Below are 15011 nucleotides of genomic sequence, written 5' to 3' on the forward strand. Positions count from 1 at the left end.
GCGAGCGTAGCCGTGGAGTGGTTGTGTAAGTCCGACCCCTCGATCCAATGCCAGGTGATGCGCGACCTGACTGACGCAACCCGCCGCTAGCGTCCCGGGCCAGGTGCACCTAGTGCCCCGGGCTGGAGTAGTGGCGCATCTGCCGATGGAAGAAGCCCACAGCGGCGACGTACAGCAACAGTCCGATCGCCGGTGACGCGACGGCAACCCAGGTCGGCACGAACAACTCACTCGTCCGGTGCAGCAGCACCGCGGCCGGGAAGAACGCCGCGTACGCCAGTGGCAACACGAACGTCAGCAGGTACGCGACGCTCCGCGGTAGCACGCTCAGCGGGTACGGCCCGAACGTGACGAACACCGTGTCCGCCATCTGCAGGATGGGCGAGCTGACGAGGAGCCGGAACGTCAACGAAGCGATCGCCAGCATGACAGCGGACTCGACGAAGGCACTGCCGACCACGGCGGCGACGAGGAACGCGACCGACCCGACCGACCACGCCACCGGCGCGGCCACTGCCGTGACCGAAAGGACGACGAGGCCGAACACGAGGTCGCCCACCGCCGTGACCTGGAATCGCCTTGTCAGCAGCTGAATCAGCGGATTGACCGGCCGCAGCAGGTAGCGGTCGAACTCCCCCTCCCGCACCACATGGTCCGTCGCCCACAGCTGCCCGGAGAGCACCCCGTGCAGTGCGTGCCCCATCGATCGGATCCCGTACACGAAGGCGACCTCGACGAAGCTCCACCCGCCGATGCTGCCGAACGCGTAGACGATCACACCGACGAACGCCAGGGACACCGCCTCGTAGCAGATCGCCCCGACCGCGGTCATCGCGAAGTCCGCGCGGTACTGCACCGCCGATGCCAGACCGATGCGCACCAGCACGGCGTACTGCCGCAACGCCGACGGGGGCTTGGCGAGGTCGGCGAAGTCAGCGAGGTCAGCCACCCTGAACGACCACCCGATGCCGCGCCCGCGACCACAGCCACGCGCAGAGCGCGCCCAGCACGACGATCCACAGAGCCTGTACGCCGAGCGCCGCAGCGAGACCGCCAGGCGGCCGGCCGAAGTAGACCGAGAGTGGCGTGTACGTCGCCGCCTGGAACGGCAGAACGCCGGCGAGCACCTGGAGCCAGCCGGGCATGAACCACAGCGGCAGCACCGCACCCGACATGAAGGTCCGTACGACGAAGAGCGCCATGCCCAGGCCGCCCACCTCCAGCGTCCAGAACGACGTCAGGGACAGCAGCAGCGTGATCAACTGCGATACGCCGAACGCGAGCAGCAGACTCACCGCGAACCCCGCCCCGGCACCGGCGCTCGCAGGGGGCGCGAGCCCGCCCACGATCAGGCCCGTGCCGAGCCCGATCGCGACGGTCGGCAACGCGCCGACGACCTGCCCCGTCTGGACCGCGAGGTTCTGCGTCAGCAGGCCGATCGGGCGGGTGAGGTCGACCCCGATCAGGCCGCTTCGCACGCGGGACTCGATCGACCAGTACGGCGACGTGTCGAGCACGCCGGCGACGGTGAGCCCCAGCACTGCGTACCCGACCGCCGTCTGCACGTCCGCGCCGGCGACCGGGCCGTCATGACCTGAGTAGATCGCGCGCCACACCACGCTGTAGAGGGCGATCTGGAGGGCGAGGACGAGAAACGACAGGAGCATCGACGCCCGATAGGCCCATGGCGTGAGCATGCCGATCCGTGCCTGGCTCAGCAGCGGCCGCAGTGCGTTCATCCCGGGCTCACCGGCAGACCGCGCTGGGTGTAGATGCGGCCGATGACCGCCTCGAGTCGCGGCTCGACCACGGACAGGTCGACGACCGCGTGCGCCGCCGTGACCGTCGCGATGACTTCCGGCGCCCTCACCTGGTCGGAGCGGAAGCGCAGCGTCACGACCGGCCCTTCCCGCCCGACCTGCTCCGCACCGGCCACCGTGACGTCCGCCGGCTCGGCCAGCGTGACGACGAGATCGCGGTGCGGCGCGTACTGCGCCATGAGCTCGCTGAGTGCGCCGTCGTAGAGCACCCGGCCGTGGTCGATAAGGACGATCCGCCGGCACAGCTGCTCCACGTCCTCCAGATCGTGGGTCGTGAGAACAACCGTGGTGCCGCGCTCGGCGTTCTCATGCGCGACGAACTCGCGGATGCGCTGCTTCGCTACCACGTCGAGGCCGACCGTCGGCTCGTCGAGGAAGAGCAGTCGCGGTTGGTAGAGCATGGCCGCGGCCAGATCACCGCGCATCCGCTGTCCCAGCGAGAGTTGACGAACCGGCGCGTCGAGGAAGTCCTCCATGTCGAGCAGCTCCACGAGCTCACGCTGCCTCTGGTCGCCCTCCCGCGTGGGTACGCCATAGAGGTCCCGCACCGCGCGAAACGACTCCCGCAGCGGCAGGTCCCACCACAGCTGGCTGCGCTGACCGAACACGACGCCGATGTTGAGCGCGTTCGCCTTGCGTTCGCGCGACGGGTCCTTACCCGCGACCGAGACCGTGCCGCCGGTGGGCGTGAGAATCCCGGTGAGCATCTTGATCGTCGTCGACTTCCCGGCACCGTTGGGCCCGAGATAGCCGACCAGTTCGCCGTTGCCGATGTCGAACGAGACGTCGTCGACGGCCCGAATCACGTCATGCTCGCGGCTGAGGAAGGTGCGGAGCCCGCCCAGTCGGCCGGCGATCCGCTTGGCTCGGCGGAACTCCTTGACCAGCCCAGCCGCCCGCACGAGGGGGCGCTGGGCGGTCTGGGGCGTGGCTTCCTGCACGAGGGACACCGGCGCCACACTCTCAGACGGGTCCCTGGCCGGCAAGCGAATTCAGCGGCGCGACTCGCCTGGTCGCCTGCGCCACCGACGGCCGGCCTCGCTGCCGGGTGCCCCGATTGCGCGGCAGAGGTCACCGGACGATCAGCCGGGTGGGTCCGTCGATGCTGACCCGGAGCCGGACGGCCCCTGACGCGTCGGCCGTGACCTGCTCCTGTGCTCTCGGCCCACCGCTCGGCGCGGATACCGTCGCCTGGTAGCGGCGTCCCGGGCGCAGGCCTTCCACCTCCAACGACAGCGTTGAACGCCCCGGTTCGCTCGTGTCGAGCCGCACACCGTTCCGGTCGACGGTGATGTCGTAGCTGCGGCCGCGGAAGGTGAAGTCCTCCACCGTTGCCCGGCTCATCTGCCGGGGTAGCTTCGGAGCAAGGCGTAGCCCAGCAGCGGACGCGTCCGCGCCGAACACGGTGTAGATCATCGAGGCGGGCACCAGGCCGGACTCCGGGAACGGCCCTGTGGTGCCCAGGCGCCAGTCCGCTCCGTAGGAGTTGCGGGGGCGTCGCTCGATCTCGTCCACAGCGTATTCGTCGGCAATAGCGAGCATCCGCGCGAAGGCGTCGTCGACGCCGCGGGTGCGGTGGCGGGCCAGGATGTCGTAGAACGACGTGTAGAAGATCGCCCCACCGTTCTCCAGGTGCTCATCCCACGCGGCGGCAGCATCGAGGGAGATCGCGCCGCCGACGTCGTTCCACCAGTACGGCTTGCCGGCCGACTCGATGGGCACGGTGTTCGCGCGGGGAGCGAAGGTGAAGTGGTAGATGTCGGCTCCGGTGGACCGCTCTCCCGAGATCGTGCGGTCTCCGTCCAACCATGAGAGGATCCGTTCGGCCTGGCGCTGGCTCGCCAGTCCGTAGGCGATCGCCTCCAGGTTCAGGAAGGTGAGTCCGAAGTCCCACACCGTGCCGTCGATGTCGACGGTGGAGACGAACCGCCCCTTCTCCTCACTCCAGAACGTCTGCCGGTACTCCCTCCGGACCACGGCGGCCAGCTCGGCGAGCCGGTCGGCCTCCGCGTCGTTGCCGCGCAGGCGGTACAGGTCGCTCATCGCCTGGGTGGCGGCGTAGAAGTAGAGGTTCGTGTACGGCTCCTTGTAGCCCATCTTGAGGTTGTCCCAGTAGTTGCTGGGCTCCCCCGCCGGTGTTCCGTCGTTCTCGTCGTTGTCGATGACGAGAATTCCGCTCTTGGCACCGTGGCCCTCCAGATAGCGCCACGACTCGACGATCTTCTCCCAGACTGTCCGCCCCTTCGACGCGTCTGTGTTGAAGGTGTCCTGCCGGGCCAGCTGAACACGCAGCGATCGATCGCCCTCGGTCGGGTGGCCGTCGGTGAATGCCTGCCATCCGACCTCCACGTCCTCGTCAGTGCTCCACCAGTGGATCGGCCCGTCCGGGTCGGTCATCTCGAGGTAGTACTCGCCCGGCGGCTGCGGAGCATCGAACGTGACGTACTGCCAGGACGCGTCCGGAACACTGTCGAACCGGCGGGTGCCAACGAGCTCACCACCGGGACCGCCGCGGTAGACCGACAGGGTCATGGCGGAACCCTGCGCTCCGAACGTGGGAAAGCGCCCACCGACCGCGGTCCACTCCTCCTCGACCGCGAAGCTCTGTCCGAGGCTGCCACCGTCTGGTACGGCCGGCGTGGTCTTCGTCGCCTCATATCCGACGATCGTCGGTACGTCTGCGGCCTTGGTGGTGTCGACATCAGCGAGGAAGTCGGGATCGTCCCAGACCGCGATCCGCCACGCCGCCAGAATGTACATCGGACTCGTGGTCTGATGCAGGGCATTGCCGCTCGGCCAGCGCGGGTTGTCGCCCCAGGACCACACATACCCCTGCGGATTCTGCGGATGCCCGCGTACGCGATCCTTCAGTGCCTCTCGGTATCCGGCCTCACGCGACCAGAGGATCTTGCGCGCCATCCACTCGAAATAGTTCGGCTCGTTGCCGAACTGGTAGACCGAGTCCTGTCCGTCGGCGACCGCGCCGTACTGCAGCCACATCTCGTTCCATCGGCGATCGAAGTCGCCCGGAAGGTTCGTCCGGAACGGCGCGCCGACCTCGGCGCCGATCTCGGCGAGACGGAACGCATGGACGCCGTCCGCGATCTGGTCGAGGCGCGTGGCCACGACCCGCAACGCGGCGGCGCGGACGGGTTCGAAGCGGAACGTCTGCACACCTGGCTTCGGCTCATGACCGAGGTGAGCCTGACCGGCGATGTCGGTGAACGTGGTCCCGTCGGTGCTGTACTGCAGCCGGAAGTCGATCGGAAACCCACGGCCGCCCGACGCCGGAAGGAGCGACAGCGCGCTGATGTCATGGAGCTTGGCGAAGCGGACCGTCACGCTTTCAGTCGTTGTCGGGTCCGCGGTCGGCGTCGAGCTCCAGTAGTCGCTCCCGCCACCGTCGATGAGCACCCGCGCCAGATGCCCGGGTGCTTCGGTGGACACCTCGACGTCCTCGACGCTCGCTCGCCGATCGGGCCGTTCGGCGTCGAGGGCCTCGACCGTGAGCTCGGCGAGTTGCAGCGAGTACCGCCCCTCGTCGTCACGGCCCAGGCGGCTTGCGTTGAGGCGTACGTAACGCGCGGACGTGCCGCGGAAGTCCACGATCACCTGCCCCCAGCCACCCGGTTCGGCGCGGGAGACTCGGCTGTCGGACACGTCCCGCCAGTGCTCGCCGTCGGCACTCACCTCGATAGCGAAGCGTTCGGGGAACCCGTGCGACCCCTCCCGGGGATAGAGACGCACCCGGTTGACGTGGTGCCTGACCTGCCCCATGTCGACAGCCACCCACTCATGCGCGTGTGGACTGTCATGGGCGGCGCTCGTGTAGTGGGTGAAGATGTCACCATCCGTGATTCTCGCCGGATCAGAGTTCGGCGCCACCGATGAGGCCGCACCCACGCGGCCGGAAATCCTCATGCCCGTCGCGGTCGTGGGGCACACGACCGCGAGCAGGACAGCGACCAGCAGGACCACTGGGCCACGTCGTCGGTGCACGTGTGCCTCCTCCTTCACGGCTGGTCCGGGCGGGTCCGCGAGACGGCGACGCGCGCCACGCACAGATCGTCCGTGGTCGCGAGTCGCAGGTCTGCTCCACCGTTCTGCCGGTTGGCGAACCGTACGTCGGGCAGCTCGAACGTCGTGCTCACCCACGCGTTGGTTCCAGCCGTCTGCCTGGCGCCGCCGTCGGTGTAGGCACCTTCGACCGCGCCCGTGGGATCGTTCGAGTCGTAGTGGAGGCTGAACGACAGGTCGGGTGCGTCGAAGTACTCCACCGAGACGAACGCGGAGGTGTCCCGGGCGTCGAACAGAAACGTGTCGTCGACCCGCAGATAGAAGTACGACGATTCCCACTGGGTGAAGAGCGGCCGTCGGCACTCGCGTTCCGCCACGGTGTCAGGGGTCGTCTGCCCGTCGGCCTGCTCCACCAGGTCCAGCCCTCGTGGCTGGTTCTGCTGTCCGAGCACGACGTCGACCTCCGCTGCATCGGCGTAGGACCGCTCGACGACCGTCGTGACAAACGTCCTCCGCCTCGTCTGCCCTTCGTACCGGAGAACTGCCGTCACGGTGTGCTCGCCCAGAGGCGTGTCGGCCGGCACCGTGACCTCGACAGAGACGCGTACCGTCTCGTCCGGCCCGACGGAGAACTCGCGCTCGTCCGGCTCGACACTCCATCCTGCGGGGAGTTCGAGGGCGAGCGTCGCCGTGACCGGCGTGCGTAGGTAACTCGTCGCCTCGAAGAGGAGTGTCGACGCACCACCCTCGCGGGCGGCGACGGTGAGCAGCGGGGTCAGGAGCACCTGGTCGAGCAGATAGTGGCGGACGAGCGCGTAGAAGGTGTGTGCGTCGACGACCTCCACACCTGCCTCAGGGATCTCGGCCCGGACCGCGGCCACCACGTCCCGATGCCAGCTCGGCGACATGAGGATGGTGCGCATGCTGTGGAACTCAGGAACGAACGGCGGCGCGGCGACGTCACCGTCGAGGTAACCCCGGAATGCCGCCGCCCCCTCGGCCACGGTTCCACGGGGCAGGTCACCCCTCATCCGGACGTACGGCGTCTCGCCCACGAGTCCGAGCGGCGGCACTTTCTGGGCGGCGAAGCCGTCCGGCGAGAAGTCGGCGTAGGCCTGCAGTGTGGCCTCGTCCATCGGCGGCGCGAAGCCGTCGATGATGAACCCGGTCACGGAGAGATCCCACCGCTGATAGTGCGCGCGGCAGTGCTCACGCCACGCCGCGACACCGGACGGGAGACCGGAGAACTCTCTCGGCTCGGTCAGCATCCCTGGATTGATGTACCCCGCGCCGGAGTCACCGGCGATGAACGTGTCCTTCTCGGTCGCGGTACGGCGAACACGGTCCATGGCCACCGGCATCCGGGCGGCGAGATTGGGGTTGAACGCCCAGTTCAACGGCACGCTCCCCCGCGCCGGATCGTCCCACAGGTAGGGCGTGGTCTGATAGATCCAGGCCGCCGAGTCGTAGTCGCCGACGTAGAGCATCACGTAGCGGCGCGGCACCACCCCACCATCGGCATCGAGAAATCCTCGGGCCCGAAGCTCATCAGCCGTCGGCCTGGGGCCTTGCGGATAGTGCGACCGAAGCCGCGCATGCCGAAACACCGACGCATTGGCCATGCCGTCCAGAGTCTCCGCGTCAGCGTCGGCATAGGCATTGAACGCCGAGATGACCTGGACGAATCGCCACTCCGTCGGGACCGGGTCATGTCCGCCGGCGTTCCCTACGCTCGTGTACTTGTACTGCCAAGGAACGAATCCGTGCACCGGGACGAACGTGCCGCCGGACCGCTGATGACCCACGCGGAGGATCTCCTCCAACGTGCGCTGGTCGGTACCCACCTCCTGGGCTCGGTCGTCCACCGGCGTCTCGTCGTCCCACGGCAGCAGGTCGAAGAAGAATCCGCGCCGGGAAACCAGGTAGTCGTGGTTGGTCAACAAGGTCTGGGGCAGTTGGCCCTTGGGATCGTTCAGCCAGTACGCATCGAGGTAGTACGCGAACTCCGGTACGGATTCGCCTGAGCGCAGGTACTGCTCGACCGCCCACAGGTACGCGTCACACTTCGGGCTTCGGGTGGTGGCGCGGTCGGTGTCTGGAATCGTTCCCTGACCGGTGAAGAGGGGCGAACCATCCGGTTGGATGAGCCACACCTTGACCGGCAGCCGGAGCTTTCCTGACCCGTCGACATACCGCTGGAAAAGCGATCCCTCCGTGCGGTCGTAGCGGATCGCCACGACATCACGCGCACCCGCCACCGTCGAGGCGACGTTCGACGTGGCCGGCACCGCCGGATCCCACACCACCGCACCGCGCAGCAACGGCCGGAACGTGGACACGAGTTCGTCCAGGCTCGCTACCTGCCGGATCTCTCGTCCGTCCAGCAACCCACCTCGCTCCTGCAACACGTCGAGCCAGTACGCGTCGATGTCGATGTCGCCGAACTCGTTGTGGTTGAGGAAGTGGACATAGAGCCGTGGGTGGGAACGGTTGACGATTCCCTGCAGGGTGGCGACGAAATGGAGTTCGTCGTATGCCCGTCTGGCCTGCGTCGGATCAGCGAGGTCGAGGTCGTGCAGGCCGGCAAGGTCATAGACCAGCAACGGTTCGCTCGCGCTGTCTGGAGCGGTCGACACCGCCGCCGAAGCCGGTGCACCACCCAACGCCACCGCCCCGACTCCGGCCAGTCCGAAGCCCAACACATGACGCCGGTTGACACTGGGCACGTCACCCTCCCGACACGTGCGAATCACCGAAGACAAGGTTCCACCGAACGGAAATGCCAGGCGTGCTCGCAGCCGATGGACGAGCGCCTGTCACGCTAATGTCGCGGTTGGGCATGTCAACAGCCGCTTGCGGTCACGCGAGGGGTTCGCGGAGCACGGTGCAGCGTCGATGCGTCTGCGGGGAAGCGCCAACGACGGTCAGAGGTTCAGCTGTCGTCCGGAACACTCTCCGCAACCGAGGACGTCCCTGTCGTGGCCGTGACCTGCCCCCTTTCTGCGGAGGCGACGGCCTGCTACCGCTTGCGGGCCAGCGCGGCGTAGGCCAGCCGCGAGCTGTCGTCGTCGGCCACCTCGGGGTCCTCGGCCCCCCACAGGCCGATGTGGACGACGGCCGGATCGCCGCCTTCGTACGGTGGCTGGATCTCCAACCCCTTGAAGAACCGCTCCACTTCTGCGCGGGTCCGCGGGTAGGCGTCGTAACTCGGACCAGCCTGCTGCAGCGTCTTGCGCCAGGTCTCCTCCTGGTAGTCGGAGGTGACGGCGGACAGGGCGAGGTAGGAGCCGGTCGGAACAGCGTCCATGAAGTGGGCGATCAGCCCCCACGGATCGTCTTCGTCGGGCAGGAAGTGCGTCACGGCAACGGCCAGGACGCCGACAGGCTGGGTGAAGTCGATCAAACGCCTGGTCTCCTCGTGCGCCAGGATCGCCTCAGGTTGCCGAATGTCACCCTGGATCGCGGTCGTGTCACTCGCCCCGGCGAGGATCTCGCGTGAACGGGCGACCACGGCCTGATTCACGTCGACGTAGACCACCCGGCCGTCCGGCCTGGCCTCGGCGACCACCTCGTGGGTGTTGCGCTGAGTCGGCATGCCGGACCCGAGATCGAGGAACTGCCGGATCCCCAACTCGTGCGCCATCCGCCTGACCGCCCGCTGCAGGAATCCACGGTTGGCCCAGGCCGCCAGGATCACGTCGGGCATTGCCTCCTTGGCACGCTCCACAACCGCCCGGTCAGCCGCGGTGTTCGCCGTACCGCCGAGAGCGGCGTCGTAGACGCCGGCAGGCGTCGGCGTCAGGGATCCTTCTGCGTCGCTCATCGAGTCTCCGTCGGGGGAAGCATCAGTCGACACCGGTCCAGGTGGAGCCGTCCAGCTCAGCCGCCTCGACGGCCATTGCCATCGCGGCAATCGCGGCACACCGAGTGGCCTTGCCTTCGGTCCGAGAACTGGCCGTCATCATAGTCCACCGTTAGGATGCCGTGATCATGAACGCCGGACCGCGGCCGTTCACCAGCCGCTCAGCCGGTCCGTCCGCACGTTCGTGGTGACGGAACGGGTGTGCCTCAACGTACGACCCTCAGGCGTGACACCACCGTGGAGGAACAGATCGTGCGACGTTGCATACGCTCGGCCGCGCTGCTTGCGGCGACGATCCTGGCATCGACGGCGGTCATGGCGATGCCGGCCAGCGCCGCACCCAAAGATGTAGGTGCCGCAGACAGCGGGTCCACCTGCGCGGGGCTCAGCACTCCGCCACTGCCGGGGGTGGACACGCCGCGGGCTGCCTACGACTGGCAGGGGGCGTGGCAGAGTAGAGAGGTCTACATTCCCTCGCGCGGCACCGGGTCGTGCCTGTTCGCGACCGTCTTCGCCCCAGCTGAGCCAGGGAAAGAACGCCTACCGGCGGTGGTGATCGTTCCAGCCGGACTGTCGACGCAGAACGAGTTCCAGTGGGCGGCCGCGACCTCGCCGGCCATGGGTACGTCGCGATCACCATCGACCCGCAGGGTGTCGGGCGGTCCGACCTGCTTGCGCACCCGGCCTGTCGTGACGGCCTTCCCAACTGCGGTGACCTCGACAACCTGTTTCCCGAATCCGTACTCGGCAGCCAGACCGCCCGCGTCGACGCGGTCCGGAGCGGACTGGACTACCTCGCCTCACCGGCCAATCCGTTCGCCAGACGGGTCGATTCCCGCCGCATGGGCGCGGCAGGGCATTCCCTCGGCGGCTCCGCGGTCAGCTCCGCACAAGAGGTGGACCGTCGCATCCGCGCCATTGTCGCCTGGGACATGCTCTTCGCGCGGCGGTACCCGGCACTGACCCTGGATCCCTGCAAGACGTTGCTCAACCTTGCTGCCCGGGACGTCTCGCCTCGGGCGCCGGCGATGAGTCTGAACTCCGACGGTGGTCGCCCGTTCTGCCTCACCGGCGACCCCGAGTATCAGCGGTGGGCGGGCTTCGAACCGTGGCGTGCCGCCGGCGTTGCCTCGATGTTGGTCCCCATTCGCAACGCCGAGCACATGGACTTCGCGCAGCAGGCCGGTCCCGGCCAGATTGACCTCGGACTTCCCGCGACCGGCAGCGAGGCCGAGCTCAAGGTGTTCGCGTACTACACGCGGGCCTGGTTCGACCGCTACCTCGCGGGTGACTCGAGCGCGACCGACCGACTGGTGGCCCCCCGGGTCGACGGCCGACCCCGCGACCAGGTCGTGAGCACCTGGCTACCATCCGCTGCCTACCTCCCGCAGGACGGCATCGACTGCCCGGGTCTGTCCCGCTGCTGACGCCCGCCACGTCGGAGGCAGCCGCTAGCCAGCAAGGAGCTTCCTCATGGAGCGGACCCGTGCGGTCCATCTGGTGGGCAGCCTGCCCCCGGACACAGCGGCGGTCGACGAAGGCATGCGCTTCTTCCTCGACAACGCCGGGCCGCACCTGCGCGGCTTGCTGCCGAGTGGCGAGACGCGCCGTCGCGGCCTGTACGTGGCGCCGATGGTCGACGGACTGGCGACGCATCCCGCGCTGGAGTACGTGACCAGAGGCGACTGGTCGACCCTGACGGCACGTCCCACGTATCGGCTCCGCCGGGGCCGATCGCTGCGGGACGCGCCGCTCGATGATTATCTGGGATATTTCAAGGAAACTCAGGAGGCGTTACTGGCCTTCAAAGAGATCAGCGCCGAATACGACAGGTCTTACCTGCGGTTCCAGGTGAGCGTGCCGAGTCCGCTGAGTTTTTCGTTCATCGCCTTCAATCACCGCGTCCTGCAGTTCTACCAGCGCACCGGCGACTCAGCCGGGAGAATGTGGCCCTACTATCGGCCGGTCGTCGAGGCCACCGGCCGCGAGATCTCCCGGATCCACGAGCTGGCCGGCGACGACGTGGTCTTCCAGCTGGAGATACCTGCCGAGACTCTCCTGGCGGCCAAAATGCCACCGGGCCTTCGGCGGATTGTCGTCGCCATCGCTGCCACAGCAGTCACCAACCTCGCCGTCATGACTCCACCCGGATCGCGGCTCGGCGTTCACCTGTGCTTTGGCAGCCTGCACAGCAAACCTGGGGCCAGACCTCGCTCCACCACGTCCATGGTCGACCTGGCCAACGGCATCGTCGATCGCTGGCCGGCCGAGCGGACGCTGGAATTCGTCCACATCCCGATGGCCGATGGTCCGAGTCCCCCTCTCCACAAGGCCTACTACGAGCATCTGCGCCGCCTCAGGCTCCCGCACAAAACCCGACTGATCGCGGGAATAGCGCACGAGTATCAACCGCTCGACGAGCAGCGGCGGGTGCTCGCACTGGTGGAATCGGCTTTCGGCCACCAGGTGGACGTCGCTTCGGCGTGTGGGCTAGGTCCCCGGGCCGACCAGGCCGCAGCTCGGAGGGCAATCGCCCGCGCCATCGACCTCGTCACCTCCTGATCGCCCGAGTCGTGGCAGGGCATCCGGCGCCAACTCTCGACGCTTGCTGGCGCCTCGCGGTCGACCACCCTGCAGAAGACGCACGTACCCACGCGGGATCCCCTTCCGCTGCTCAGCTGGTGGCGCTCGTGTAGCAGCGTAGTCCGGCTCGCCAGACGAGATGGGCGAGAAGACAGCTGCCGACGGCGACACCCACGGCCATGAGGACGACGAGGAGTTCTCCGCCGTTCAGGAGAGCTCCCGACGGGACGGTCGCGAGGAACGCGACGGGCAGCACGTAGGTGAGCAGCAGCCGCAGCGGTCGGCGGTAGACGTCGACGGGATAGCGGGCAAACTGCCAGACAGCGTCATAGACGGCGTCGAGGCTCAGGCCCAGCGCCCAGAACACGGTGGCGGCGAGAATCGTGCGGGTGGCCCACATGACCGCGGTCGCGGCGAGAAGCAGGACCAGCCATGTGGCTACCCCGACCGGCGTCACGGTAATGCCCGCGTGGTGGACGCCGTACGCGACGACGACACCGCCGAGTCCCACCTGGGCAAGTGCCAGCGGCGCACAGCTGCTGAGACTTGCGAGGAAGATCGCGGGCGCGGGTTGGGTCAGAAGCGCATCGAATCGGCCGTCCTTGACGTGGTTGCCGAACCACTGCAGGTTGGGCTCGACGAATGCCGCGCGGAGTCCGCTGACGATCTGGAACGTGCCGAGGAGGGCGATCGCCTCACCGGGATGCCAGCCGCCGAGTGTGTTCGTACGGGTGTAGATCATTGCGAGGGCAACGAGTGCGGAAGCGAGCGCAACCACGGTGAGGACGACCTCGAAGACGAGGTCGGCGCGAAAGGCGATCTGGCGACGCAACGACAACGAGAACAAGGTCCCGAACAGCCGGATCAGTTTGAGCATGGTCGTCTCCTCCTCCTACGCGCCTACTGCGGTGAAGCGGCGCAGGCCGGACCGCCAGACGGCCACGGTCAACCCGGCGAGGGCGATCAGCCAGCCCAGCTGAACGCCGTACGCCTGCACGAGCTCGGCCCCGCGCAGGGTCCCCGCCGCGATCTCGGCGGGCATGCCGAGCATCGACCAGAACGGAAGAGCCTGCCCGACCACCCGGAACGGCTCGGGCAGGAACCCCAGGGGCGCGGCCGTACCGCCGAGCAGGAAGATCAGGGTCTCGCCGAGCCCCACCACGCCATGTGCGCGTTCGGTCCACAGCGCCGACAGCGCGAGTGCGTACGTGAAAAGGAACCGCAGCGCGGCGGCGACCAGGAGTGCGGGCAGCGCCACCGCGATCCCCACCGGGTCGAGCCGGACACCGGCGACGGCTCCCGCGACCACGATGAGCGGTATGCCGAAGATCAGGTGCCAGAACCGCAGACCGATGTTGGTGCCGAGGTAGTCGATGACGACGGGCTGCGGCTGGACGAGGTTGTCACCGAGACCACCGTCGTAGATGCCGTTGGACAGGGTGTGGTGTTCGTAGGAGACCGTCACCAGTTGGACCGCGAGCAGCACGACGTAGTAGGTGGAGACTGCCGAGTCGCCTGGCAGGGCAGCCGACCAGATGAACAGGCCGAGCACAGGCGTGACCGCCTGCCCGATCACCCAGGTGATCACCGACGACCGCCAACTCCACTGGGTCAGAGTGCTTCGCCAGATCGCGAGGCCCACCAGCCGCACCATCCTGCTCATGCCACACCGGCCCGGTAGAACCGGTCCATCATGGTTTCCAGCGGCGGGTCGGCCACGGTGAGATCGATGACAGGAACCTCGGCGAGGAGTCGACTGGTGATCTGGGGCGCGTCTTCCCGAGGAACGCGAAGCGTCACCTGGCTCGGGTCGGAGTCGTCGAGCTCTCCATAGTCATTCCATGACACCGACGCCGAGTCGTCGCCGGTGGTCACTCGCAGCAGCTTGTACGGCGACAGCTGCGCGGCCAATGCGGCCAGCCTGCCGTCATAACGCAGCCGTCCCTGGTCGATCAACACCACCCGTGGGCACAAGGCCTCGACCTCGGCCATGTAGTGACTGGTGAGGAGCACGGTGGCGCCGGTCTGGGAGGCGTAATCGGCGATGTAGCGGCGGAACGCCACTGCCGCGGAGGCGTCCAGGCCGATGGTGGGCTCGTCCAGGAAGAGCACACGAGGTCGGTGCAGAAGTGCCACTGCCAGCCCGGCGCGCATCCGCTCCCCGAGGCTCAGGGCGCGCACCTGTCGCGGCAGGAGTGGCTCCAGGTCGAGCATGTCCGTCAGTTCCTCGACGTGGGAGCGGAACTGGGCGGGGGCGATGTCGTACAACAGGCGCCGGTAGCTGAAGTTGTCCAGGACGGTCAGTTCCGTGGGTCCAGCGATCGGCTGGCTTCCTCGTACCAGCGCGATCTGGGTGAGGAACTCGTGCTGGCGTCGCATGGGCGCGAATCCCAGCACCCTCGCCTCCCCCGCGGTCGGGTGCAGGATGCCGGAGAGGATCTTCATGGTCGTGGTCTTGCCGGCGCCATTGGGCCCGATGAACCCGACGAGCTCGCCGGCTGCAAGGTGGAACGTCACATCGGCCACCGCTTCGATCTGCCGGTACTCCCGCCGCCACAGCGCACGGAACGCAGCCGCGAGCCCGGCCGGGCGTACCGGGGCCCGGTAGGTCATCCCCAGCCCATCCACCGCCACGACCGGATCGGATGTCCCACACTCTGTCTTTCCAGCCATCATGGGAGTTACCGTATGTGGCTCCAGCCAGTTGAAAGGTTGACCGGCCTTCTCAC

At 67.8% G+C, this 15011-nt stretch carries 11 protein-coding genes; 2 read left to right on the forward strand and 9 right to left on the reverse strand.

Features of this window, described 5'->3' with window-relative positions; all coding sequences use genetic code 11:
* Positions 1-109 precede the first annotated feature (109 nt).
* From ABN028_RS05250 to ABN028_RS05275, 6 genes are all read right to left on the reverse strand, one after another.
* Positions 110-949, reverse strand: coding sequence for an ABC transporter permease (locus tag ABN028_RS05250; protein ID WP_349327478.1), 840 nt, complete (start codon positions 947-949; stop codon positions 110-112).
* Positions 942-1739 carry an ABC transporter permease gene (locus ABN028_RS05255; RefSeq protein WP_349327477.1) on the reverse strand — a complete coding sequence of 266 codons (798 nt, stop codon included), beginning with the start codon at positions 1737-1739 and terminating at the stop codon, positions 942-944. The genes ABN028_RS05250 and ABN028_RS05255 overlap by 8 nt, the downstream gene beginning before the upstream one ends.
* On the reverse strand, positions 1736-2770 hold the full coding sequence (locus ABN028_RS05260; protein WP_349327475.1) for an ABC transporter ATP-binding protein: 1035 nt from the start codon (positions 2768-2770) through the stop codon (positions 1736-1738). Before ABN028_RS05260 ends, ABN028_RS05255 begins: the two co-directional genes overlap by 4 nt.
* Before the next feature lie 121 nt (positions 2771-2891).
* Complete coding sequence (locus tag ABN028_RS05265) at positions 2892-5819, reverse strand: discoidin domain-containing protein (protein WP_349695813.1); 2928 nt, start codon at positions 5817-5819, stop codon at positions 2892-2894.
* 14 nt (positions 5820-5833) lie between these two features.
* Positions 5834-8563: an NEW3 domain-containing protein gene (locus tag ABN028_RS05270; RefSeq protein WP_349695814.1), complete on the reverse strand. Its 2730-nt coding sequence runs from the start codon at positions 8561-8563 to the stop codon at positions 5834-5836.
* A gap of 293 nt (positions 8564-8856) precedes the next feature.
* Entirely contained in the window at positions 8857-9660 is an 804-nt protein-coding gene (locus tag ABN028_RS05275) for an SAM-dependent methyltransferase (RefSeq protein ID WP_349695815.1), read from the reverse strand.
* Between the two features lie 632 nt (positions 9661-10292).
* Here ABN028_RS05275 and ABN028_RS05280 point away from each other — a divergent pair.
* Both ABN028_RS05280 and ABN028_RS05285 read left to right on the forward strand, forming a co-directional pair.
* On the forward strand, positions 10293-11126 hold the full coding sequence (locus tag ABN028_RS05280) for an alpha/beta hydrolase (protein ID WP_349695816.1): 834 nt from the start codon (positions 10293-10295) through the stop codon (positions 11124-11126).
* Between the two features lie 46 nt (positions 11127-11172).
* Positions 11173-12261 (forward strand): hypothetical protein, encoded by a 1089-nt coding sequence (locus ABN028_RS05285; RefSeq protein WP_349327469.1) that lies wholly within the window; start codon positions 11173-11175, stop codon positions 12259-12261.
* A gap of 112 nt (positions 12262-12373) precedes the next feature.
* Here ABN028_RS05285 and ABN028_RS05290 read toward each other — a convergent pair whose 3' ends face one another.
* Genes ABN028_RS05290 through ABN028_RS05300 form a run of 3 tightly spaced genes read right to left on the reverse strand, consistent with a single transcriptional unit; the run spans position 12374 to position 14958 of the window.
* A complete protein-coding gene (locus ABN028_RS05290; RefSeq protein ID WP_349695817.1) occupies positions 12374-13159 on the reverse strand; it encodes an ABC transporter permease in 786 nt (261 codons plus the stop codon).
* Positions 13160-13174: 15 nt separating this feature from the next.
* Positions 13175-13945, reverse strand: coding sequence for an ABC-2 family transporter protein (locus ABN028_RS05295; RefSeq protein ID WP_349695818.1), 771 nt, complete (start codon positions 13943-13945; stop codon positions 13175-13177).
* Positions 13942-14958, reverse strand: coding sequence for an ABC transporter ATP-binding protein (locus ABN028_RS05300; RefSeq protein ID WP_349327466.1), 1017 nt, complete (start codon positions 14956-14958; stop codon positions 13942-13944). The genes ABN028_RS05295 and ABN028_RS05300 overlap by 4 nt, the downstream gene beginning before the upstream one ends.
* Positions 14959-15011 lie beyond the last annotated feature (53 nt).

Source organism: Actinopolymorpha sp. B17G11, from assembly GCF_040196095.1.
GTDB lineage: Bacteria > Actinomycetota > Actinomycetes > Propionibacteriales > Actinopolymorphaceae > Thermasporomyces.